Origin of the sequence: Paenibacillus sp. SZ31 (assembly GCF_012912005.1) — a bacterium.
Taxonomy (GTDB): domain Bacteria; phylum Bacillota; class Bacilli; order Paenibacillales; family Paenibacillaceae; genus Paenibacillus.
The window spans coordinates 304,085-325,899 of record NZ_JABBEA010000003.1 but is presented as its reverse complement, the minus strand read 5'-3'; the positions used below and the strand labels follow the sequence as shown (position 1 = coordinate 325,899).

Genomic DNA, 21,815 nt, shown 5'->3' with positions numbered 1-21,815 from the left:
ATGATGGCATTCAAGATGTACAGAATGGTGGAATGAACGATGCGGTCAGACCTGGAACAATTGCAGGAAGAAGCTGAACGGTTTATATATACTTGTTATGAAGAGCTGGGCCATTCGCGTGAAGACGCAGAGGCCCGGCTTGTTGCCGTTATGGGAGAGATCGAAGTAACCGGTACTTATGTGCATACCACTGAGGAATTGGAGCAGGGTTGTAAAATGGCATGGCGGAACAGCAACCGCTGCATCGGGCGGCTGTTCTGGGATAAATTGCGGATTGTGGATGCCCGTCACGCTGATACGGCAGGAACGGCAGCGGAAGCTGTGCTGAATCATATCCATGTGGCATCCAACGGTGGCAAAGTAATCCCGATGATTACCATCCTTCCAGCGGATGGGCCGAATGGAACTCCGGTACGCCTCTGGAATCATCAGCTTATTCGTTATGCGGGATATGAGACAGAGCAAGGTATTATCGGAGATCCTGCTTCGGTGGAGCTGACCAAGGCGGCGATGTCACTTGGCTGGCAAGGGGCAGGTAGCCCCTATGATGTGTTACCGCTCATTATTCAGGCACAAGGACAAGCCCCAGAGTGGTATGTTGTGCCAGAAGAAGAGATTGTGGAAGTTCTTATTGAACATCCGGAGCAAGCGGAAATGGCCGAGCTGGGCATGCGCTGGTACGGTGTGCCGATGATTGCTGATATGCGACTGGAGATTGGCGGTATATCTTATCCAGCAGCACCATTCAATGGTTGGTATATGGGTACCGAGATCGGCGCCCGTAATCTGGCGGATACGTTCCGGTATAACAAGCTGCCTGCGGTGGCGGAAGCGTTTGGATTGAATACGTCGAGTGAAACGACGCTGTGGAAGGATCGTGCGTTAGTCGAGCTGAATGTGGCTGTGCTGCATTCGTTCAAAAAAGCAGGCGTGAGCATTGTGGATCACCACACGGCGGCAGCGCAGTTCGAGTTATTTGAACAGCGGGAAGAGAAGGCAGGGCGAGAGTTGACCGGAGATTGGGTGTGGCTGATTCCGCCAGTGTCCCCGGCGACGACACATATTTTCCACAGCTCCTATCGTAATGAGATCGTGAAGCCGAACTTTTTCCGTCAAGATCAGGCGTATACCCTGAAAGATGGCGTGGCATCTGCCGCAGAGCCGCGAAGCAACGAGCAGCAGAATACACAGGTAGAGAATCTCCAGCCACAGGCCGGAGATACACCAATGAAATGCCCGTTTGCACATTAAATTGTGCAGGCGGGTTATTTTTTGTGATCATTTTTTATCCAAAAGAAGGAACTACCCCTCTTTCAATCGATATCGACTCCGCATCACGGCCTGAACTACAATGGCAGCAGCAATCAGCACCAGATTGAACACAAACACGGAGTACAGCGATCCAACCTCCATAAGTAGTGCTGCAACTAGTGGAGATACGATGGAGCCGATCTCGGCCGCAGAGACAATTTTGCCTATGACAGAGCTTCGACCCTCGTCTGGGATGTGATCACCAATATGAGCAAAGAATGAATCCATATAACATGCACCGCCAACCCCGCCAATCAGCATGCCAACGTAGACCCATAGATGAGAGGACGTGCTTAGAAATACAACAACTTCGATTCCAATCAGGAATATGCCAAGCATGCAGAGCAGCAGACGATCGCCCATCCGGTCAGAGAGATAACCAACAAAGGGAGCAGCGGCAAGCGTAGAAATCCCGGATACGGTGAAGGCGAGACTGGTGGCAAACGGGTCCCACTGCATGATGTGAGCTGCATACAGTGCGAAGTAGGTGAGAAATACGGCATAGGCGCTCATCTCCAGAAAATGTACCGTACCGTAGCCAACAAGCTGTTGCCGCCGGGTGAACCCTGTGTATGGGCCAGTTGTTGTTGATTCGGGAGCTTGATTGGATTGGGAGGTTAAGGAGGTGTCCGCAGCTTGCGTATGCAGTGCATCAGATGTTGTTGAAGGTAAAGGAGGGGCGTCATCCGTGTGGAGCACCGAGTATCCTGAGTTATCAAGAGTTTCTTGCTTCACGACAGCCGAAGGATATTCTAATAGATGATCACTTAACGTATCCCCGGATTTAAGATTAGCTCTAGCTTGTGTGTTCGTCTTCATCCCCATCGCAGCGACCATGGCCATCAGACAACATACCGTGACGAGCAAAAAAGGAACCGACAGTGGCCAATGCAATGCGAGCCAGCCACTTATCACCGGACCGAGCACCATGCCGCCACCTTCACTACTGCTGACATATCCATTGTACAGGCCGCGGTTATCTACATTACCCCCATCCCCGATGATGGAACGCACGACCACGGTAAGCCCGGTGGAAGCGAGCCCTTGCAGCAGTCGGAGCAGGCCGAACAACACCGCAGCAGAAGACAGCGCGAAGCCGCCCATGCAGACAGCGAGCAGTAACAGCATGAGGATGAGCGCCTTTTTACCACCTAGTTTCTTATAAATTGCCGCTGCAGGAATGCCCCCAAGGACTTTACCTACATAAAAGAGTGCAAAAATAACCCCCATCATCCAGCCGGACAGGCCGAATTCTTCAATAAACAACGGAAACAGGGGCAGGATCATGAATCCGCCCATCTGACTAAGGAAACAAATCGTCATCAGCAAAGGCAAGTTACGACGAATATCCAAGAGCCAAGACTCCTCTCACACATAAAATGGAATCCCAAACGTACTTCATTTCCCAAAGGAATGCGTAGATATCGACATATAACCGTAATGTATGCAGTATTTTTGAAAATAAGAAGAAATCACACATGGCGTTTACATCAAAACCATTGCGGATATACCTGAATCATATATAATAGATGGGTTATCTATAAGGATGCATGAACGAAAAGTGTACAGACTTAAGGTGTACCTCAAGTATAAGGGGGCGATGTGAAGCATGTCAGAACAACAACCGATTATCCGCTTCGAAGCGGTGACTCAGCAATACGATCAGGATGAAGCCGTATTGAAGGCAGTCAGCTTTGAGATTGAGCGGGGTAAATTTTATACGCTTCTCGGCCCATCGGGCTGCGGGAAAACAACGATATTGCGGCTGATTGCCGGCTTTGCGGAGCCGACACAGGGCAGTATTTATTTTAACGGTGCGCTCATCAACCGAGTGCCCGCCCACCAGCGGCAGGTCAATACCGTATTTCAGGATTACGCATTATTTCCACATTTGAATGTATTTGAGAACGTAGCTTTTGGTTTGCGGATCAAAAAGATGAAAACGGCTGAAATTCGCAGCAAAGTGTTGGAAGCCCTCAAATTCGTCAATCTGTCCGGGTATGAAAACCGTGAAATTGGTGAAATGTCCGGCGGACAAAGACAACGTGTTGCGATTGCACGCGCGATTGTGAACGAACCCGAAATTCTGCTGCTAGACGAGCCTTTGTCAGCACTCGATTTGAAGCTGCGGACCGAAATGCAGTACGAGCTGCGGGAGCTGCAACAGCGACTGGGCATCACGTTCATTTTTGTTACACATGATCAGGAAGAAGCCTTGGCGATGTCCGACGAGATCTTTGTCCTGAATGGTGGCGTGATTCAACAGAGTGGTACACCGAATGATATCTATGATGAGCCAATTAACCGCTTTGTAGCAGACTTTATCGGGGAATCGAACATTGTATCGGGCAAAATGAAGCAGGACTTTGTGGTGGAATTTGCTGGTGCACAGCATGAGTGTGTCGATCAGGGCCTCCAGCGGGACGAGCCGGTAGAGATTGTCATTCGCCCAGAGGATCTGGAGATTACAACCGAAGACCAAGGCAAGCTGAAGGTTAATGTGGACTCCCAGTTATTCCGCGGGGTGCATTACGAGATATCCACGTACGACGATGCGGGCAATGAGTGGCTTGTTCATTCAACCAAGAAAGCCGTTGTCGGCGCGCGGATTGGACTGTATTTTGACCCGGAAGCTGTACACGTCATGCGCTTTAACGAGACCGAGGAAGAGTTCGACAAACGACTCGAAGCCTACCAAGAGGCCGCTCATGCAGACTAAGGCCAGCACACGCAATGCGTATCTGATTCCATATGTATTATGGATGGTGTTGTTTGTTGTGGCGCCGGTTCTGCTGGTCATCTATTATTCATTCTTCGATGTAGAGGGCAACTTTACGTTTGGCAACTACGCCCGGTTCTTCACACCGGTGTACTTACAGATGACGCTCAGTTCGTTCTGGTATGCATTTCTGATTACGGCGTTCTCGCTGCTAATCTCCTACCCGACAGCGTATATGCTGACCCGGACGAAGCACAAGCAGCTATGGTTGCTGCTGATCATTCTGCCAAGCTGGATCAATCTCTTGTTAAAAGCGTACGCCTTCATCGGCCTGTTCGGAACGTACGGCCTGACCAACTCTCTACTTGAAGTCGTGGGTATTGGTACACAGCAGATTTTGTTCACCGACTTCAGCTTTATCTTTGTCTCGGTGTACATCTTCATTCCATTCATGATTCTGCCGATCTTCAATGCGTTGGAAGAGATGAATCCATCGTTAATCTACGCGGCGCGGGATCTGGGGGCCTCGTCGTGGCTGACTTTCCGCCGGGTTATCTTTCCACTGACCATTAGTGGAGTAAAATCAGGCTGTCAGGCTGTATTTATTCCTGCGCTGTCTCTGTTCATGATTACCCGCCTCATTGCGGGGAACCGTGTAATTACGCTGGGAACAGCGATTGAACAGCATTTTCTCGTCACCCAGGACTGGGGGATGGGTTCAACGATTGCCGTCTTTTTGATTATTGCGATGGCGATTATTATGTTCCTGACTGGATCAGGCAAGAAGGAGGTGCGTAATGGGAAGAAACGGAAAGCTGTCTAACGTCTACCTAGCCGTTGTATTCGCCATACTGTACGCACCGATTGCGTACCTGATCTTCTATTCCTTCAATAGTGGCGGCCATATGCGCAGCTTCGAAGGATTCACGCTCGAATGGTACAGAGAGGTGTTCGCCGATACACGGCTGCTCATCATCGTGCTGAATACATTTATCATTGCGCTGCTGTCATCAGCGATCTCGACAATCCTTGGTGTTGCAGGAGCACTGGCAATCTACCATGTGCGTCGCAAACGGACCAAAAATACGTTGTTGTCACTCAATAACGTGCTCATCGTGAGTCCCGATGTCATCATTGGTGCATCATTCCTGATTCTGTTCACCATGATTGGCATCAAACTGGGCTTCATTTCGGTCCTGCTGTCTCATATCGCATTCAGTGTACCGATCGTTGTAATCATGGTACTGCCAAAGCTGCAGGAAATGAGCCCAACACTGATGGATGCAGCGCGCGATCTGGGCGCTGGTTCATGGCAGATTCTGACGCGCGTGGTGTTGCCATACGTGAAACCGGGTATTTTTGCTGGATTCTTCATGGCATTGACGTACTCGCTCGATGATTTTGCAGTAACATTCTTCGTCACGGGTAATGGGTACTCTACACTCTCTGTAGAAATATACTCCAGAGCAAGGCAGGGTGTATCGTTGTCAATCAACGCGCTATCAACCCTCTTGTTCCTGCTCACGGTGCTGCTGGTAGTCGGATATTACTTCATTAACCGCCGTGCAACACGGATACCACCCGGAGGAAAGGGGCTGCGTCCATGAAGCAACTGGTACGGACATTTGCAATTGTTTTTGTGGCCGCCTTTGCCTTAATGATTCTGGCTTCGTATCTGAACAAGAGTCAGGGGTATTCTGGCGGCAACACGCTGACCATCTATAACTGGGGCGATTATATCGACCCGGATCTGCTTAAGGAGTTTGAAGACGAGACCGGCATTAAGGTCATCTATCAGACGTTTGACTCCAATGAAGCAATGTTGACCAAGATCGAGCAGGGGGGCACCACGTTTGATGTGGCGATTCCTTCCGAATATGCGATTAGCAAAATGAAAGAAGAAGACCTGCTCGTTCCACTCGATCATAGCAAATTAACTCATCTGGACAACATTGATCCGCGATTCATGGACTTGTCCTTTGATGAAGGCAACAAGTACTCTATCCCTTATTTCTGGGGAACGGTGGGGGTTGTGTACAATCCCGAACTGGTGGATGGGTTGACGTTTGATAGCTGGAATGACCTGTGGGACACACGTCTGAAAAATCAAATCTTGCTCCTTGACGGTGCACGTGAAGTCATTGGTATGGGGCTCAACAGTCTCGGCTATTCCCTGAACGATACCAACGAAGACCATCTGCAAGAAGCACTGAAGAAGCTGTCGACATTGACACCGAACGTCAGAGCGATTGTCGGGGACGAGATCAAGATGCTGCTTGCGAACGAGGAAGCTGCGGTTGGACTTGTGTGGTCCGGGGATGCATCCGAGATTATGGATGAGAACGACAAGCTGGATTACATGGTGCCGGAAGAAGGCTCGAACCTCTGGTTTGATAACATGGTTATTCCGAAGACAGCGAGTAATATTGAAGGGGCGCACCAGTTTATCAACTTCATGCTGGACCCGGATCATGCCGCTCGCAATGCGGAATATGTCGGTTATTCCACTCCGAATGCGGAGGCACTTAAGTTACTGCCAGAGGACATCTCCGAGGATGAACGCTTCTATCCAGACGAGAAACTGACAGGTAAGCTGGAGGTCTACGATAATCTGGGCAAAAAAATGCTCTCGCATTATAACGACCTGTTCCTGGAGTTTAAAATGCACAGTAAATAACCACCAATAACGTGTGCACAGTTCGTTAGATTATGAAAAAAACAAAAAGGGTTGCTGCTCGTCATTCCACTTGAATGACGAGCAGCAACCCTTTTCTATTACCTACTTCAGAGCAATAGCTCAGGTTATATTATTTTCGTACACACGTTAACGGAGGGGACAGAAAAAACGAAGGAAGCGTAGCGGTCGCCTTTATCAACGGATTTTCCCATTCTAGATGGGATTCAAAAAAAACCGGGGATAACAGCGATCCGAAGTTGTTCTGTCACCAAGTGGAAACGAATAAAGGGTTACATGCGCTTTTTGCGACCCACCATGATCCATGCCCCACCCATAATCAGCACAATCGCCACAAACGGTTGGATAAAGCTCAAGCTGCTCAGCATCGTACCAATCGACATCACAGCGAAGAACAGCAGCGATATCACCGTTAGAATGTTGATGGGGATCAGCAACCATTTGTTCCGACCACCGAACCAGTACAATTCAAACAAACCAACAGCTACAGCCAGAATGAAGCCCGGCCACATCGTACCCCAGTTGTTAAACAGCATGGCGATCTGACAGACAATACCGACAGTGAGCAACAAGCCACCAGGAACCAGCAGTCCAACCCCTCTGCCAATCATGGAGAAGTACAGCCAGTGGAAGAACAGTCCCAGTGGAATCACGAATAACGTGGGCCAGAAGGTCGCAAAGATCGTACCCGGACCGAGTGAACCTCCCTGATTCAGAATCAAGTACACGCCCAGTAAAATGAGAACAGGCGCAAGGATCGTACGTTTAGCCATAATATCTCTCCTTCTCAATCAAACATCAATTTCCGAACGGTTGTATGTAGAGCAATACTTTCGTTACTCACAGCATACCATGAACTGGAAAAGTCTATCCTCCGTCTTTGGAGTTAAAGTGAACCTAGACCAAAGTCTAGGTATGAAAGATGCTCAGCAGTTTTTTTATGACCGTGAAAATAACTTACTTCGAGTAAAACCTCATCTGGCAAGGAAAATACCCCCATAACGCAAAAATGTCTCGCCCTGTTCCACATGCATAAGCAGAGGTGCGGGCGAGATCTGTTATTAACAACATACGTTTCGTTGACTGTTTAGTCAACAGTTAAACTTAAATTGAGCAACTACTGAATGGTAAAGCTACTGTTATGAGTTATCAGAAGCAAAGCTCGTTATTTCACCACATCCGAATGTTTCTTGCCCCAGCTGTTCACACCGTCATCCTCAATGATGGAGATGGCTGCGTCCGCGATGTCGGGGTTCGTCATCAACTTCTCCTGGATACGGAACTTGATGTCATCTGCATCGGCAAGGCTTAGTCCTTTGGTCAGTTCAATCAGACCTTCCACATGATAATAGCGGCCTTCCTGGATGATACGCATCATCTGAATATCGGCAACGTGCGTGTCTGCGAGAATGGTTTGGGACACTTTGTCCTCAATATCCTGCGGAGCCGCAACACCGATTAATCCGATCATATTATCGTAACCGACACGGAAAGCTACAGCGATCATCAGACATCCAATAATCGTCGTCACAATGCCGTCGAGCAATGCAAAATTGGTCAAGGCAATGACCACGACAGAGATCAATGCAAGCAGGGCACCGAGCACAGCGACAACATCTTCGTAGAATACGAGACGTGTTGGTGGTGCAGCACGGCCTACATTTTTGATGGCAGCAGGGACCAAGGCAAATCCGGTGGCTTTGGGTGCGCGTGCTTCTTTGAGAATTTCCTTCATGGCTTTGATCAGAATGGCCCCGTCGATCAGAATGTTCAAGATGAGCACACCAATGTTAATCCAGAGCCCACCGGAATGACCGGCAGGATGTTGGAGCAGGTGAATCCCCTCATGAATCGTCTCATAGGCCATAATTGTCACGACAATAACGGCGATCATGCAGAAAATGTTAATGACCCGTCCGAATCCGGTCGGGAAGCGGCGTGTAGGTTTTTTCTCGGACAACACACTTCCGACAAATACAAACCCTTGGTTAATGGCATCAGCGAGTGAATGCATCGCCGAAGCGAACATGGCACCACTGCCACTGAATAGGAAGGCTCCCCCTTTGCACACAGCAAGTACAGCATTACCTGCCATCGCTACGGCGGAGGATGTGTTTCCTTTTTTGACGAGAGACATAAAGCTCTCAGACTTTGGTTGTTCAGCCACTTCGTATGTTCCTCCCAGATCAATGTGATGGTGTAGAAAAGGTAGTCCTCATCTACATAGGTTGTACATTTCCACTAAATGTTATTATAACCGCTTTGACATATCCCAGCATTATGCAAAAAAGGTCATATCATCATGTGATTCATGTGATCCATAAGGAGTAGGCTGATTCCAGCTGGGACACGCTAGACTTCTTCAGTACTCGATGGCCTCCAGGGCACGTAAGTTCCGGTTGGATTGTTCCAAAAGCTCCGTAAATGTGCCGGCTACATAATATATAAAATCCGGATCATGTACGTACATAATAATCTGCCCAACCGTTCCTTGCTCTGTCGGATCAAAGTCGAACATCAGATACAGTGAGCCACCTCCAAGCATGCCAAACGTGATCCATTTCTTTTGAAAAAGGTAGGGTTTGATTCGGGGATCAAGCTCACGGATCTCTTCTTCGGTATAATAATCATCCAGGCGGTTCTCCACCAACGAGGACTGTTCCTTTTGAATCTTTTCCAGGGATAACAGGTAAAATGGGTCGGATTCTCGTCCTTCCTCAAGGCTTGGATACAAGACGTGAAAGCCATAACCACTCCCATTTTTACGCTTATAAAACGCACGAAAGTCAGCGGGTAATCGAATACCATGTTCACGCTCGAATGCGTCAAGCTGCTCATCCGTCACGCCATCAAACTCGCGATATGCCTCTAAGAGCTCTCGGTTTTCCTCATCCTGTACCTTCTCTTCAAGTAAAACATCAAGTTCATCCATCAATTCATATATGCGCTGTTCTGGCATCCAATTCCCCTCCGTATGAGCTATTCAGATAATATGCTGAGTGATATGCGAGCAATTTGTGCCTGATTTCACCTCATATTATAGTTATAATCCAGAAAAGCACACAAGAATCCAGAGTCCTTGTGTTACCTGCTACATTGGTCTCATCATTTAAACCAAACAACAAATAAAGCGTGGGTTACAGGGGCAATCCCTGTAACCCACGCTAATTATTTATCTACTATATAAATGAAACTAATCTTTTACACGAAAACGTAGAGGGCAGAAATAACCTGAAGAAGCGAAGTGTTCGCCTAAAAGCTTTCTGCAAGAAAGCTACATCGGAAGCATAAGCTTATCCCCAGATTTTCACCTTTATATAAAGTAAATAAAAAAATTTGGGGATAACAGCGATCGGAAGGTTGTTCTGTCATCGGAGTAGCGAGTGTAAATACTTTAGTTCGTTTTATATAGTCCTCTTTAATCAAACTTCCAGCAAGACAGACTGAGGTTGCCATACTGATAGGCTTTGAAAAGGAGCGATGCCTGCTTGTTCTGATCACCCGCACCCATGGCGAGCAACAGCGGTACAAAATGCTCCGGGGTAGGCACGGCGGCTTGAGCTGAAGGTGCCAGCTTGTCATAGGAGAAGAGGGATTCCGTATCCCAACTCACCAGCTTGTCATGAAGCCAGTTGTCGAACTCTGATGCCCACGGGTCAACGCCGTTACTTTCCCAGTTCAATCGACGTAGATTGTGGACGGTTCCACCGCTGCCAATGACGAGAATGTCTTGCTCACGCAAGGAAGCGAGTGCTTGTCCAACCTGATATTGCTGCTCACCTGTCAGATATCGATTCACGGACAAGGCAATTACGGGAATATCCGCATCTGGATAGAGCAGGCGCAGAACAACCCAAGCGCCGTGATCCAGGCCACGAACATCATCCGTTTGTACTGGAATCCCAGCTCCCGCGAATAGACGCTCCACCTCGGCTGTAGTCTCTGCATGTCCTTGAGCGGGGTATTTAATCTGGTACAATTCAGGCTGGAAACCGCCAAAATCATAGATGGTTTCGTAATTGGCTACCGAGGATACAAGCTGAGTTGTGGATTCCCAGTGAGCAGAGAACAATACAATTGCTTTGGGTTTCGGCAGTTCTTGACCAAGTTTTTGCAAAAATTCGGTGTACACATTCTCCTCCAGTGCCAGTGATGGGGCACCGTGAGCAATAAACAGGGATGGCATCATTATGAATTCAGTCCTTTCGAGTCTTCGTTAATCAGGTTCGCATCTGTCCGAAGCCATTGTTGGAATTGTTGGTATAGATCAGGGGTCACCTGGTGCCCGCCGTTGTAAGGTACATATGTGACGTGATCGCTATGTTGACGGAAGAAATCGGCGTTATCTTCGCCCAGTTGGAGCGGGAATAGATGATCCTGATCTCCATGTGAGATGAACACAGACAGCTCCGAATCGGGTTGCAGCTTGTACTCGTCTTTCACAAATTGCGGGATGTATCCACTCATCGCTACAATGCCTTTAATCGCATCTCCCATGATCAGCGATAGGGTCATCGCCATAATGGCGCCTTGGCTGAAACCGGCGATATAACGCCGCGTGGGATCAATCGCATATTTGGCGGACAGATCAACAATTAGCTGTTGCAGTCCCAACACGGAGGCATCATACAATTCACGGATAGGGTTGCCAATGCTTTTGATCTGAAAATAAGCATAACCACTACCCTGAACGATAGGTCCACGGATGGCGACAATAATAAAATCAGACTGCATAGGCTCCATCAAACGAAGCATATCTTGTTCATCTGATCCCATACCATGTAAGACGAAGATTACGGGATAACGCTGATCTGAATTGTAATGGGACGGTAATCGGACTTCATGTATATAAGGAGAATTCATTGAAAACACCACCTGAAGAGGATTGAGTTAAATATATCGTTCTGACAATAAAGTTACAATAAAAGTTCACCAATATGAAATAAATATTCTTATTTATGAACAAAATTTATCATGGTTTCATTGTAGGGTCAATACTTTTTTTGTATGATGAATATATGTTGTTTATAAAAAATCTTGAATGGTTCTACAATAAATGCCGCTATGCATGGTTCATATCTTATTCCCGAGGACGTGATCAGGATGTTAAAAAGTATTGTGCCTATTCTGAGAATATTTGATGAAAATAAAGCTAGAGAGTTCTACCTTGAATATCTGGGTTTCCAATTGGATTGGGAACATCGATTTGAGCAAGATATGCCCTTATATATGCAGATTTCACTCGATTCCATCGTGATTCATCTGTCCGAACATCATGGAGATTGTACACCAGGAGCTGCCTTACGCGTAGAAACGGATAACTTGGATGCATTACATGGTGCACTTCGTCAGAAAGAGTACAAACATGCGAGACCCGGTATAGAGGAGACCCCTTGGAATTCAAGGGAGATGACCGTGACGGATCCGTTTGGCAACCGGATTATATTTGTTGAGGCAAGCGCCGAATAGATAACCTGAAGAAGTTACGCGTACGACTGGTGTCTTATATAGATCAATAGAAGGGAGGGACGCGATATGGATATTGGTTTGGCTATTCGTACGATCCGCAAGCAGAAACAGATTACGATCATGCAGATGTGCGAGGGCACAGGGTTGTCCAAAGGTTTTATCAGCAACGTGGAAAACAACAAAACGTCACCTTCCATTGCTACGCTTGAAAGTATTGCGGATTATCTGGAAGTGCCACTTCCCTATTTATTGCTGACACCGGAGCAACGGATGAACGTGGTACGCAAGAACGAGCGTAAGGAAACGACAGCCGGAAGTGGACAGATTAAAGTGCAGCAGCTTACAGCCAAAGGTGCGATGCGTATGTCCATTGTGGAGTTACCGCCAGGTGCTTCGACCGGGGTTAGCAAACATGCCGGAGAGGAAAGCCATCTGGTGTTGCAGGGCAAGATTCGTGCGGAGCAATGCGAAGATGTGGAAGTTCTTGAAGTGGGTGATTCGTTTACCTGGAATGCTGTTGTGCCCCATGAAGTGACGAACATCGGTGAGGAACCTGCTGTTGTGCTCATCGCAGTATCCAAAGAATTGGGTTTGGATCATTTATAGAATAAAAAAAGGACGGCTCCCAAGTCATGAACATGCAAACCTGCATACATGTACAATGGGAAACGTCCTTTTATATTTCTAACGAACAATAGGGTGCGAGAAGTTCGTTAGAAAAGACAGAGGGAGACTCTGCCTATTGTGGATTAGTCGTCCAGATGCCTGCTGCTTTGACAAAGACACGGTCGGACAGCTTGAGCGTTGCGAGTGCAAGTTCAGCTACATCTTCCGCTTGCATCATGCGATCTTCGTCGCCAATTTTCAGTCCGGCATTGGTCGCAAGCTCCGTATTAACGGTGCTTGGAGTCAGTGCTGTTACACGAATGTTGGACTTGCGCACTTCCTGCATCAGGGATTCGGTCATGCCGAGTAGCGCAAACTTGGATGCACAGTATGCCGAACCTGTAGCGAATCCGCGTTCACCTGCAGTGGAAGCAATATTGATAATGCTGCCGCTACTTTCCTTGATCATGCTCGGAAGGACAGCGCGTGTAACGTAATATGTACCCATAACGTTAACATGCAGGATGCGCTCCCATTCTTCCGGCTCCATCTCCATGAACGTCCCGAACTTTCCGATCCCCGCATTATTGATAAGGATATCCACCGCACCGAGTTCCATCTCGATGGCTGCTACAGCGGCTTCCGCCTGCGTGCGATCCGAGATATCTGCTACAGCACTGGTTACTTTCACACCGTATTCTTGACTCAGAGACTGTTGCAGAGCCTGAAGATCGGAAGCGGTACGTGCAATAAGCCCGAGGTGTACACCTTCTTTGGCAAGTGCTTCAGCGATCGCACGGCCTATACCTTTACCGGCACCTGTGATGATAGCTGTTTTATTTTTAAGTTCCATGTGGGTAATTCCTCCTTAGAAATGGACTAGGGCGTGTCTAAAAACTCCGAAGGAAGCAGATTTTGCTGAATTTTCGTTCCAAGCAAGGAAGTTTTCTGCAGGCGTGCCGGGGCACGTCAAGGGAAAGTGACGCAGCATGGGGCGAAAAGGCGGTAAAATCTGCACTTCAGCGAGTTTTGAGACACGTCCTAGCATTCAATTATACTATTATTACCCACAGTTCGGAAATTGGCTTCATCACTATTTGGTAATCTCGATGCTGCCAGAAGAAGTACGGGCCTTGATCACTTCCCGGCTTACCATTGGCGATTCAGGTACATCTACACTTCCGGAAGTAGCCTTAGCATCATAGATTCCGTCAAAATCAGGTGCAGCTTGAATGAAAATATCTCCTGATGTTCCAGACGCATTAATTGGGGCGGAATGGGACTGTTCAATATGAATGCTACCCGAGGTGAATTGAACATCGGCCGCACCATTCAATTCAGTGATCTCAATATCTCCTGATTTAATCTCACTGTTTACTTGACCGACTATCTGATCAGCAGTGAAGCTTCCGGATGTCTGTTTCACGGTCATGTCTCCATTAATCATGGAAGCGTTAATGTCACCCGAAGTTAGAGCCAATTCTATATTGGGCGCCTTGATGTTTTCCAGACGAATGGAACCTGAGGTATTGTTCAGCTCAAGCTGATTGGCATTCAGACCTGTCAGATCCCAGTCACTTGAAGAAGAATCCAGCTTAACCTCATTTAACTGGTGTCCTTCAGGCAGGGCAACCGTTATTGTAGAGTCTTGATCATTCCAATACAGGGTAAAAAATTGCAATCGATCACGTTCTGTCTGAGAAAGTTGGAATGTACCGTTGGATAAAGTGGCTTGTTCAAAGCTTTTGACTACGGCAGTGTCCCATTTGCCATCCACTTCGATATAACCATTCGAATCCGGGCTTACGACAAACTCAATATCCGCACTGAAATTAGCATCCATGATCATGTTCTGCAATTCATCCGCTTTGAAATCCCATCGTTTGGAGTAATGCTCCCGTTCATCTCCGAACTGAACCCCATAGATGGATGTCCCAAGCAAACCTATTCCGATACATATCACAGCCAAAGCAAGCCACTTCTTGGTACTCATGCAGAAACATCCCCTTTCATCGTGTTTTTATTCCATCTAATATATTGAAGAGTGACGATTTTGAAGGCTTTAAAAACGTATTTGGATGCGATGGCAAAACAAATGCCGACACCGAATGCCCCAATCGCAACGAAGATCTCAGCTTTATCGAGTTGGCTCAGGAATACGAAATCCACAACCGCTGCCACAGGAGCCAACACCAGCAAGGAAAGGCTGGCAATAACAAGCCATACCGACCACATCATGAGACCAAGAGGGATACCAAGGATCAGATTCAGGAACAACAGGCCGATGGCTGTGAAGAAGTTGCGAGTGGCTCTGGTGCTGTTTCTGGGAGATCGCATGTCGCGATATGTCGGTGCATAGAACGCATCTGAACCCGGCGTATGCGCGTCATAACGATCACCCAGTGCTTCCTTGGCGATCTCTTCCGGCTGTCCGAGTTCCCGAGCGATCTCTTCTTCCAGTCTGCCTTCTCGTAGTCCAAGCTCGAAATGTTGATCATAGTCCGAGAGTAATTCCGCCCGTTCCTGCGGGTCCATCGGCCGTAGATGAACTTCCATGGCCTGCATAAATTGTTGTCTATTCATTAGGAGTTCCTTCCTCAATCAGATTTGCGACATTGCGCACAAAATCATTCCACTCTGTAGTTAGTGCCGTCATGTAGGCGCGACCTGTATCGGACAGTCGGTAATACTTACGTGGCGGTCCTTCAGTTGATTCTTGCAGGTAGGTAGTGCAGTAACCGTCATTCACAAGTCGGCGAAGCAAGGGATACAATGCACCTTCAGCAACTTCGATATGTTTGGAGACCGCCTGAGCCAGTTCGTAGCCATAACGATCCTGACGGTTAATCAATACCAGGACGCACAGCTCCAATACTCCTTTTTTGAACTGGATGTTCACATTCACACAGGTTCCTCCTCAGTAGCTTCATTTATCGCTAGTGTATATTGTTCAGTAGTAGTGGAATCATCATAGCATTCAGTACTATTTAATGCAAGGTAGTGATTTTAAAATAGTTCCTTATCACGATTGATCGATAATATATTCGTTTGATGCTGATGCTCAGCTGAAGCCGTCTGTGTAACTATAATTCAGCATACGCAAAAACCGGATCGGTTACTTCCGTCTGGAGGCGGATTCCGATCCGGTCTGAGAGATGAACTTTTGGTTCTGCGGTTTACAGATTAATCGCTACACGTCGGTTACTCTTGTGCGTCGAGAACTTTAAGGTCTTCCACAGCAGGGCCCTCAATGACATGGCCTGCATAATCGAAGCGGGAACCATGACATGGACAATCCCATGACCGCTCCCCCTCATTCCATTCCACTTCGCACCCCAGATGGGTGCACGTTGTATCCACCAGAAACAGTTTGCCACTGGTGTCCTTGTAGGCACCAGCCCGTTTACCGTTATGACGAACGACAGCTCCTTCATCTTCGCCAATATCACTAACGTTTTTGTGCACAATGCCTACTTTACCGGATATTAATTCCTTGGCTACATTCACATTTTCCACAATAAAATGCTTCATCCCAGGATCGGCTTTGAATCTAGCTGGATCGAATATAGCAGCATGTGGATTATCACGTCCAGTAATGCGATCCGCGAGAAGATGACCTGCCATCGTGCCAGTCGTCATCCCCCATTTGGCAAACCCGGTCGCCACATAGACACGTTCATGTCTTCCGGTAATCGGTCCAATGTAAGGCACCTTGTCAATGGAGATTAGATCCTGGGCTGACCAGCGATATGGAATGTTGCGAATGCCAAATGTCTCCGCTGCGAACTGCTCCAGGCGCTCATAGTGACCGAAGGTGCAGATGCCTTGTCCGGTTTTGTGATTTTCGCCGCCGAAGAGAATAAGTTCTTTTCCGTCATGTAAGACGGTACGCAGGGAGCGGTACGGTGTATCGTCAGAGATGTACATGCCACCCGCATACGATTTCTCCGGCTCGACTAATACGGCGTAGGATCGTTCCGCGTGTAACCGCGTGAAATAGAATCCGGGATCATAGACGGGAAAATGAGAAGCCACGACAACGTGTTTCGCTGTTACGGATGGGCCATCTCCATAAGTTCTGACATGCAGTGAAGCATCTTCCTCTACATCCGTAACTGTTGTATGCTCGTAGATTTGCACCCCGTGTTTCACAGCAGAATCGAGCAAGTAGTGCAGGTAGGCCAGCGGATCAAAACGTGCCTGACCCGGCATGCGAATACCTGCCCTTGCGGGAACTGGAATAGGGAGTGGATCTACCCATTCACCAGGAATATTGAGTTTGCCATAGGCGGTCAGCTCGATTTCCAGTTTTTTAATGTTTTCCTCTGACTGAATGTAGACGTAGGCATCTTCTTCTGCCCACTGGCAATCAATCTGCTTTTCCTTCACCAAATTACGCATCCACTTGGCTGCTTCAGCATTGCCTTCATAGTACATCCGGGCCTGCTCTTGTCCAAAGTGATGCATAATTTCATCAAATATGACGCCGTGCTGTGCAGATACCTTGGCCGTGGTATGTCCGGTCGTGCCATCCAGTACTTTTCCAGCCTCCAGCACGACCACACGCATACCCGTCTGTGCGAGCAGATAGGCTGTAGTAATCCCGGCAATACCAGCACCGATAATCGCTACATCGGCAGTGATATCTTCGGTCAGTTTTGGATAGGCATCGAATTCATGCGTCGCACGCCACAGTGATTCCGGGACCGGGGGCAAACCCGTCTTGGGCTGCTGATTGTCGCTCATTTGTCTTCCTCCTTGATCATCTTCAATCGGTTGATTGGCTTGTCGTTCAGCGCACGTCGATGTACTCTTATTCATGATTGCCAGACTATGGCAGGAAAAAACGGTGCTGTTCAGATTTTGCAGGGGAGATGTTCACAATTTCCTGCGCAGAACCTCTATTTTTTTTGCTAAACATGCTATATGATAGGATTATCGAAACCGTTTTAGGTTTAAGGATAAAAACGAAGTTACACAGCAATAAATGCTTATTATAAAAGGATTAATTTATCCATCGGAAGAACGAATTCATCCGAATTAACCCCCGTTTTTTATTCAGATATGTATTCGCTATCATTTAATTAACTACCGATAACCAAAGGAGATTCCATATGACGACCAACCAAACGAAATATCCGTTTCAAGATACAGCAGTAGAGTTAGACACCCGTGTGAAGGACCTTGTATCCCGCCTGACTGAGGATGAAAAAATTGAATCCATGCTGCAATATCAGCCAGCAGTAGAACGCTTGGGTGTGCCTGCATACAAACACGGAACAGAAGCGGCACACGGTCTGGCCTGGCTTGGCGAAGCAACATCCTTCCCACAACCGGTGGGGTTGGCATGCACATGGGATGCGGATCTGATGAAGGAGATCGGTTCCGTACTCGGAGACGAGGCACGTGTATTTTATAAACGAAATCCGGCAGTGAACGGTCTTACGCTGTGGGCACCTACAGTGGATATGGAACGTGACCCGCGCTGGGGACGGAATGAAGAGGCGTATGGTGAAGACCCGGAACTGACAGCCGAGCTGACAACAGCATTGGTCAAAGGAATTCAGGGCGACCATCCGAAGTATTACAAAGCGGTCGCTACCTTGAAGCATTTCCTCGCCAATAATAACGAAGTGGATCGCGGAAGTGGTTCGTCCAGCATTGATCCGCGCAACATGCGTGAATATTATCTGAAAGCGTTCGAGAAGCCTTTCAAAGAAGGCGGCGCACAGTCCATGATGACTGCGTACAACTCCATTAATGGTACGCCAGCATTGTTGCATCCATTTGTGAACGAGATTGTCAAAGACGAATGGGGCATGGATGGTTTTGTTGTCAGTGATGCAGGCGATGTAATGGGTATTAAGAATGATCATAAATACTATGATTCCCATACACCAGGTACGGTAGAGTCTGTTAAAGCCGGAATTGACAGCATCACCGATGATGCTGATCTGTCCAAACAGGCACTGCGTGAAGGATTGGAACAAGGTACACTCACGATGGATGACATCGACAAGGCGTTGTTCAATACGTTCCGTGTGCGTTTCCGTCTGGGCGAGTTCGATCCGGAAGAAGGCAACCCGTACGCTGCTATCGGTGAAGAGTCCATGATGACGGAGAAAGCAAAAGAACTGTCGCTCAGAGCTGCCAGAGAACAAGTAGTGTTGCTCAAAAACGACAAAGGCACGCTCCCGTTGGACAAAACAAAAGCTGGTAAAGTGGCTGTAATTGGTCAATTAGGCGGAACCGTCTATCGTGACTGGTATGCAGGCACCATGCCGTATAACGTATCCCCGCTTGAGGCGATCCGTGGCAAAGTAGGCAGCGACAAAGTGGCGTTCAAGGATGGAAATGACCGCATTACGTTAACTTCTGTAGCCAATGGGAAGAAGATTGGACTGGCAAATGGTGAGAAATCACCTGTTATTGCTTCCGGAGAAGCAGAGACGTTTATGGTGTCCGACTGGGGCTTCGGAAGTTATACCTTGCAGGCGGAAAGCAACGGAAAATATCTTACCACAGATGAAGAGACCGTAACGGCTTCTGCAGATGAAGTGTACGGCTGGTTCGTGAAGGAAGTATTCCACCTGTTGCCACAACAGGACGGAAGTGTAGGTCTGACCACATGGAATGGCAAAACGGTGACTGCACCTAATGGTGGAAACGATGCATTCGCGGTGTCCGAAGAACTGAAAACCTTCGGTGCTACAGAGACATTCAAGCAGGATGTCGTTGTGAATGGACTTGAGGAAGCGGTAGCAGCGGCCAAGGCTGCGGAAACGGCGATTGTCTTTGTCGGTAACAATCCACTTGTCAATGGTAAAGAAGAGATTGACCGTCCAAGTCTGGATCTCGCTGAATCCCAGCAACGTTTGGTTGAGGCGGTCTATGCCGCGAATCCGAACACGGTAGTTGTCATCGTGGGTAGTTATCCGTTCACATCCAACTGGGTTCAGGAGAACATCCCGGCGGTATTGTATACTTCACACGCAGGACAGGAACTGGGTAATGCAGTAGCTGACGTATTGTATGGCGACTATGCGCCAGCAGGCCGTTTGAACATGACATGGGTACAATCGGCAGATCAACTGACCGACATCAAAGATTACGATATTATTCAATCCGGTCGTACGTATCAATATTTTGAAGGCAATGTACTGTATCCGTTTGGACATGGTCTGACGTATGCGACGTTTAAATACAGCAATTTGGAACTTAGCCCAACTCAAGTGGGTACAGAGGGCAACGTTACGGTAACTGTAGATGTGACTAATACCGCTTCAATCGCCAGTGACGAGGTTGTACAGTTGTATGTTCGTGCAGGTAAATCCCGGGTGAAACGTCCACTCAAAACGTTAAAAGGATTCCGTCGTCTTCATATCGAAGCCGGAGCTACAGTGAAAGTTACCTTCACCTTGCCTGTGCAGGAACTGGCGATCTGGGATGTAACTCGTAATCGTTATGTCGTGGAAAGTGGAACTTACTCCATCATGGTTGCCAAGTCATCCTCCGATGTTCAGCTGGTTGCAGACCTGACGGTAGATGGAGAGACGATCCCTGCTCGTAATCTGGGCGTGGCTACTCGTGCCGAGAATTATGATGCTTATCTGGGTGTTGACCTGGATGAGAGCAAAGAGGGCGGAAGTGCTGTCCGCGTAATTGGAGAGCAAGGATGGATTACCTTTAAGGATGCTGATCTGGGTAGTGGGGCAGCAGCAATTGAAGCTCGTGTTTCCGCAGAACAAGCAGGTGCTGTGTTGGAAGTGCGACTTGGTTCACCGGAGGGTACGCTCGCAGGACGTGTGGAACTTGCGCAAGGTGAAGCCCAGCAGTGGTCTACCGTTAAGGCAGAACTCACGGGTGCATCAGGTGCACAGGATGTATACATTGTGCTGTCCGCAGGTGTACGTATCAGTCACTTCGAGATTCGTTAAGTCAAATAGCTAATGAAAAAGCCTCCGAATACATTCGGAGGCTTAGTTTGTTGTTTAATGACCATTTTGCATAAATCCCCTGAGCGGTAGGAATCGAATTATGCAAATTTCTATGATATGAACCGCGTTTGTTTCATTGAATGTATCTTTATTTTCCGTCAAACGAAATCATTTTTTGTACAAATTGCTTCAATTGCTTGTTGGTTTCATTCAACTGCTCAATCGTGCTCATAAAATTGTTTACGAGTTCAGCCTGCTCTTGGGAGCTTGCGGTGATCTCACCCAGTTCATTCTCCATGCCCTGAATGGATTGCCGAACCGACAGAAGAGAATCTTCGATGCGGGCCGTCGCTTCTTTGGTATCCACAGACAGTTTGCGAATTTCTTTGGCAACAACGCCAAAACCTGCACCGGCTTCACCTACACGAGCAGCTTCTATAGCTGCATTCAAGCCGAGCAGATTGGTTTGTTCGGAGATTTCACGAATGAAGCTGGCGACCTGAGTTACATTACCTGATTTCTGTACGGCTTGTTTGGAGTTGTTCCGGATCTCTTCGGTTGTGGCACTGAGCTCCTCGGAGTGTGCAGCTACATGCTGTACACTGTCAATTAACTGGTTGGTCAGATTTTCGGTAGCATCCATGAGCTGTTGCAGCTGATCCTGGTCATCCATACTGTAGAGCAGATTAAACAGGGCGATGACTTCACCTTGTTCGTTTTTAATGGGAATAAATGCTACGTCAAAAGGAACACCGAATATATCCTTGGAGTAGTGATCGAATCGTTTGACTGTACCGCCGTTCAGATCTGCAAAATTTCGATTTCCATCTAACAAAGGGTCTCCGGGTTGATACTTCAGTTGCTTTAACGATTCACCTGCGGAGAAATACAGGAATTTCTCGTGATCAATAACGGACAGGGTCACATCCTGACGGATGGTGTCTCGAAAGAAAGGCATACATGTAATTAATGCTTGAACAATATCCATATAAAAGGTTAATCCTCCCTGGTTACCTTATGTAAACGGTTAAATTTTAAATGCTGAATTACTAACTACCTATATAATATATCGTCATGC

The 21,815-nt window shown here is 47.7% G+C and carries 20 protein-coding genes; 8 read left to right on the top strand and 12 right to left on the bottom strand.

Annotated features, from left to right (window positions below):
- The first annotated feature begins 39 nt into the window (after nt 1-39).
- A complete protein-coding gene (locus HF638_RS08870) occupies nt 40-1,251 on the top strand; it encodes a nitric oxide synthase oxygenase (protein ID WP_169479880.1) in 1,212 nt (403 codons plus the stop codon).
- Between the two features lie 51 nt (nt 1,252-1,302).
- Here HF638_RS08870 and HF638_RS08865 read toward each other — a convergent pair whose 3' ends face one another.
- Entirely contained in the window at nt 1,303-2,664 is a 1,362-nt protein-coding gene (locus HF638_RS08865) for an MFS transporter (protein WP_169479879.1), read from the bottom strand.
- 256 nt (nt 2,665-2,920) lie between these two features.
- On the opposite strand from HF638_RS08865, the gene HF638_RS08860 reads away from it, so the two are divergent.
- Genes HF638_RS08860 through HF638_RS08845 form a run of 4 tightly spaced genes read left to right on the top strand, consistent with a single transcriptional unit; the run spans nt 2,921 to nt 6,707 of the window.
- Nucleotides 2,921-4,030 carry an ABC transporter ATP-binding protein gene (locus HF638_RS08860; protein ID WP_036612848.1) on the top strand — a complete coding sequence of 370 codons (1,110 nt, stop codon included), beginning with the start codon at nt 2,921-2,923 and terminating at the stop codon, nt 4,028-4,030.
- Nucleotides 4,020-4,853, top strand: a complete 834-nt coding sequence (locus tag HF638_RS08855; protein WP_017691799.1) for an ABC transporter permease — start codon at nt 4,020-4,022, stop codon at nt 4,851-4,853. The genes HF638_RS08860 and HF638_RS08855 overlap by 11 nt, the downstream gene beginning before the upstream one ends.
- Nucleotides 4,828-5,637 carry an ABC transporter permease gene (locus HF638_RS08850; RefSeq protein ID WP_169479878.1) on the top strand — a complete coding sequence of 270 codons (810 nt, stop codon included), beginning with the start codon at nt 4,828-4,830 and terminating at the stop codon, nt 5,635-5,637. Before HF638_RS08855 ends, HF638_RS08850 begins: the two co-directional genes overlap by 26 nt.
- Nucleotides 5,634-6,707, top strand: coding sequence for an ABC transporter substrate-binding protein (locus tag HF638_RS08845; RefSeq protein ID WP_169479877.1), 1,074 nt, complete (start codon nt 5,634-5,636; stop codon nt 6,705-6,707). The genes HF638_RS08850 and HF638_RS08845 overlap by 4 nt, the downstream gene beginning before the upstream one ends.
- A gap of 290 nt (nt 6,708-6,997) precedes the next feature.
- Here the strand turns inward: HF638_RS08845 and HF638_RS08840 are convergent, their stop codons facing one another.
- From HF638_RS08840 to HF638_RS08820, 5 genes are all read right to left on the bottom strand, one after another.
- Nucleotides 6,998-7,498, bottom strand: coding sequence for a hypothetical protein (locus HF638_RS08840; RefSeq protein ID WP_017691802.1), 501 nt, complete (start codon nt 7,496-7,498; stop codon nt 6,998-7,000).
- A gap of 392 nt (nt 7,499-7,890) precedes the next feature.
- Nucleotides 7,891-8,892 (bottom strand): cation diffusion facilitator family transporter, encoded by a 1,002-nt coding sequence (locus tag HF638_RS08835; protein ID WP_169479876.1) that lies wholly within the window; start codon nt 8,890-8,892, stop codon nt 7,891-7,893.
- Between the two features lie 195 nt (nt 8,893-9,087).
- Nucleotides 9,088-9,684 (bottom strand): SMI1/KNR4 family protein, encoded by a 597-nt coding sequence (locus tag HF638_RS08830; RefSeq protein WP_169479875.1) that lies wholly within the window; start codon nt 9,682-9,684, stop codon nt 9,088-9,090.
- Between the two features lie 459 nt (nt 9,685-10,143).
- A complete protein-coding gene (locus HF638_RS08825) occupies nt 10,144-10,914 on the bottom strand; it encodes a DODA-type extradiol aromatic ring-opening family dioxygenase (RefSeq protein ID WP_169479874.1) in 771 nt (256 codons plus the stop codon).
- Nucleotides 10,914-11,588, bottom strand: a complete 675-nt coding sequence (locus tag HF638_RS08820; RefSeq protein ID WP_169479873.1) for an alpha/beta hydrolase — start codon at nt 11,586-11,588, stop codon at nt 10,914-10,916. The genes HF638_RS08825 and HF638_RS08820 overlap by 1 nt, the downstream gene beginning before the upstream one ends.
- A gap of 240 nt (nt 11,589-11,828) precedes the next feature.
- Here HF638_RS08820 and HF638_RS08815 point away from each other — a divergent pair, with 240 nt between their 5' ends.
- Nucleotides 11,829-12,194, top strand: a complete 366-nt coding sequence (locus HF638_RS08815) for a glyoxalase superfamily protein (RefSeq protein ID WP_169479872.1) — start codon at nt 11,829-11,831, stop codon at nt 12,192-12,194.
- Between the two features lie 66 nt (nt 12,195-12,260).
- Nucleotides 12,261-12,800 (top strand): helix-turn-helix domain-containing protein, encoded by a 540-nt coding sequence (locus tag HF638_RS08810; protein WP_076332438.1) that lies wholly within the window; start codon nt 12,261-12,263, stop codon nt 12,798-12,800.
- Between the two features lie 133 nt (nt 12,801-12,933).
- On the opposite strand, the gene HF638_RS08805 is transcribed toward HF638_RS08810, so the two are convergent.
- The 5 genes from HF638_RS08805 to HF638_RS08785 all read right to left on the bottom strand — a co-directional run bounded on the left by HF638_RS08805 (nt 12,934) and on the right by HF638_RS08785 (nt 17,546).
- Nucleotides 12,934-13,653: a 3-ketoacyl-ACP reductase gene (locus HF638_RS08805; protein ID WP_017691809.1), complete on the bottom strand. Its 720-nt coding sequence runs from the start codon at nt 13,651-13,653 to the stop codon at nt 12,934-12,936.
- Nucleotides 13,654-13,893: 240 nt separating this feature from the next.
- A complete protein-coding gene (locus tag HF638_RS08800) occupies nt 13,894-14,793 on the bottom strand; it encodes a DUF4097 family beta strand repeat-containing protein (protein WP_169479871.1) in 900 nt (299 codons plus the stop codon).
- Nucleotides 14,790-15,383: an HAAS signaling domain-containing protein gene (locus HF638_RS08795; protein ID WP_169479870.1), complete on the bottom strand. Its 594-nt coding sequence runs from the start codon at nt 15,381-15,383 to the stop codon at nt 14,790-14,792. Before HF638_RS08795 ends, HF638_RS08800 begins: the two co-directional genes overlap by 4 nt.
- The gene (locus HF638_RS08790; RefSeq protein WP_169479869.1) at nt 15,376-15,705 is read right to left on the bottom strand and encodes a helix-turn-helix transcriptional regulator; all 330 of its coding nucleotides are present in this window, start codon (nt 15,703-15,705) and stop codon (nt 15,376-15,378) included. The genes HF638_RS08795 and HF638_RS08790 overlap by 8 nt, the downstream gene beginning before the upstream one ends.
- Before the next feature lie 296 nt (nt 15,706-16,001).
- Nucleotides 16,002-17,546 (bottom strand): FAD-dependent oxidoreductase, encoded by a 1,545-nt coding sequence (locus HF638_RS08785; RefSeq protein ID WP_169479868.1) that lies wholly within the window; start codon nt 17,544-17,546, stop codon nt 16,002-16,004.
- Between the two features lie 368 nt (nt 17,547-17,914).
- On the opposite strand from HF638_RS08785, the gene HF638_RS08780 reads away from it, so the two are divergent.
- Nucleotides 17,915-20,737 carry a glycoside hydrolase family 3 C-terminal domain-containing protein gene (locus tag HF638_RS08780; RefSeq protein WP_169479867.1) on the top strand — a complete coding sequence of 941 codons (2,823 nt, stop codon included), beginning with the start codon at nt 17,915-17,917 and terminating at the stop codon, nt 20,735-20,737.
- Between the two features lie 148 nt (nt 20,738-20,885).
- Here HF638_RS08780 and HF638_RS08775 read toward each other — a convergent pair whose 3' ends face one another.
- Nucleotides 20,886-21,725: a methyl-accepting chemotaxis protein gene (locus tag HF638_RS08775; protein WP_169479866.1), complete on the bottom strand. Its 840-nt coding sequence runs from the start codon at nt 21,723-21,725 to the stop codon at nt 20,886-20,888.
- Nucleotides 21,726-21,815 lie beyond the last annotated feature (90 nt).

Coding starts and splice junctions, on each gene's coding strand:
- HF638_RS08845 (WP_169479877.1), top strand. CDS start 5,634: ATGAAGCAACTGGTACGGACATTTGCAATTGTTTTTGTGGCCGCCTTT.
- HF638_RS08855 (WP_017691799.1), top strand. CDS start 4,020: ATGCAGACTAAGGCCAGCACACGCAATGCGTATCTGATTCCATATGTA.
- HF638_RS08785 (WP_169479868.1), bottom strand. CDS start 17,546: ATGAGCGACAATCAGCAGCCCAAGACGGGTTTGCCCCCGGTCCCGGAA.
- HF638_RS08810 (WP_076332438.1), top strand. CDS start 12,261: ATGGATATTGGTTTGGCTATTCGTACGATCCGCAAGCAGAAACAGATT.
- HF638_RS08820 (WP_169479873.1), bottom strand. CDS start 11,588: ATGAATTCTCCTTATATACATGAAGTCCGATTACCGTCCCATTACAAT.
- HF638_RS08800 (WP_169479871.1), bottom strand. CDS start 14,793: ATGAGTACCAAGAAGTGGCTTGCTTTGGCTGTGATATGTATCGGAATA.
- HF638_RS08870 (WP_169479880.1), top strand. CDS start 40: ATGCGGTCAGACCTGGAACAATTGCAGGAAGAAGCTGAACGGTTTATA.
- HF638_RS08840 (WP_017691802.1), bottom strand. CDS start 7,498: ATGGCTAAACGTACGATCCTTGCGCCTGTTCTCATTTTACTGGGCGTG.
- HF638_RS08860 (WP_036612848.1), top strand. CDS start 2,921: ATGTCAGAACAACAACCGATTATCCGCTTCGAAGCGGTGACTCAGCAA.
- HF638_RS08815 (WP_169479872.1), top strand. CDS start 11,829: ATGTTAAAAAGTATTGTGCCTATTCTGAGAATATTTGATGAAAATAAA.
- HF638_RS08780 (WP_169479867.1), top strand. CDS start 17,915: ATGACGACCAACCAAACGAAATATCCGTTTCAAGATACAGCAGTAGAG.
- HF638_RS08850 (WP_169479878.1), top strand. CDS start 4,828: ATGGGAAGAAACGGAAAGCTGTCTAACGTCTACCTAGCCGTTGTATTC.
- HF638_RS08805 (WP_017691809.1), bottom strand. CDS start 13,653: ATGGAACTTAAAAATAAAACAGCTATCATCACAGGTGCCGGTAAAGGT.
- HF638_RS08825 (WP_169479874.1), bottom strand. CDS start 10,914: ATGATGCCATCCCTGTTTATTGCTCACGGTGCCCCATCACTGGCACTG.
- HF638_RS08795 (WP_169479870.1), bottom strand. CDS start 15,383: ATGAATAGACAACAATTTATGCAGGCCATGGAAGTTCATCTACGGCCG.
- HF638_RS08830 (WP_169479875.1), bottom strand. CDS start 9,684: ATGCCAGAACAGCGCATATATGAATTGATGGATGAACTTGATGTTTTA.
- HF638_RS08775 (WP_169479866.1), bottom strand. CDS start 21,725: ATGGATATTGTTCAAGCATTAATTACATGTATGCCTTTCTTTCGAGAC.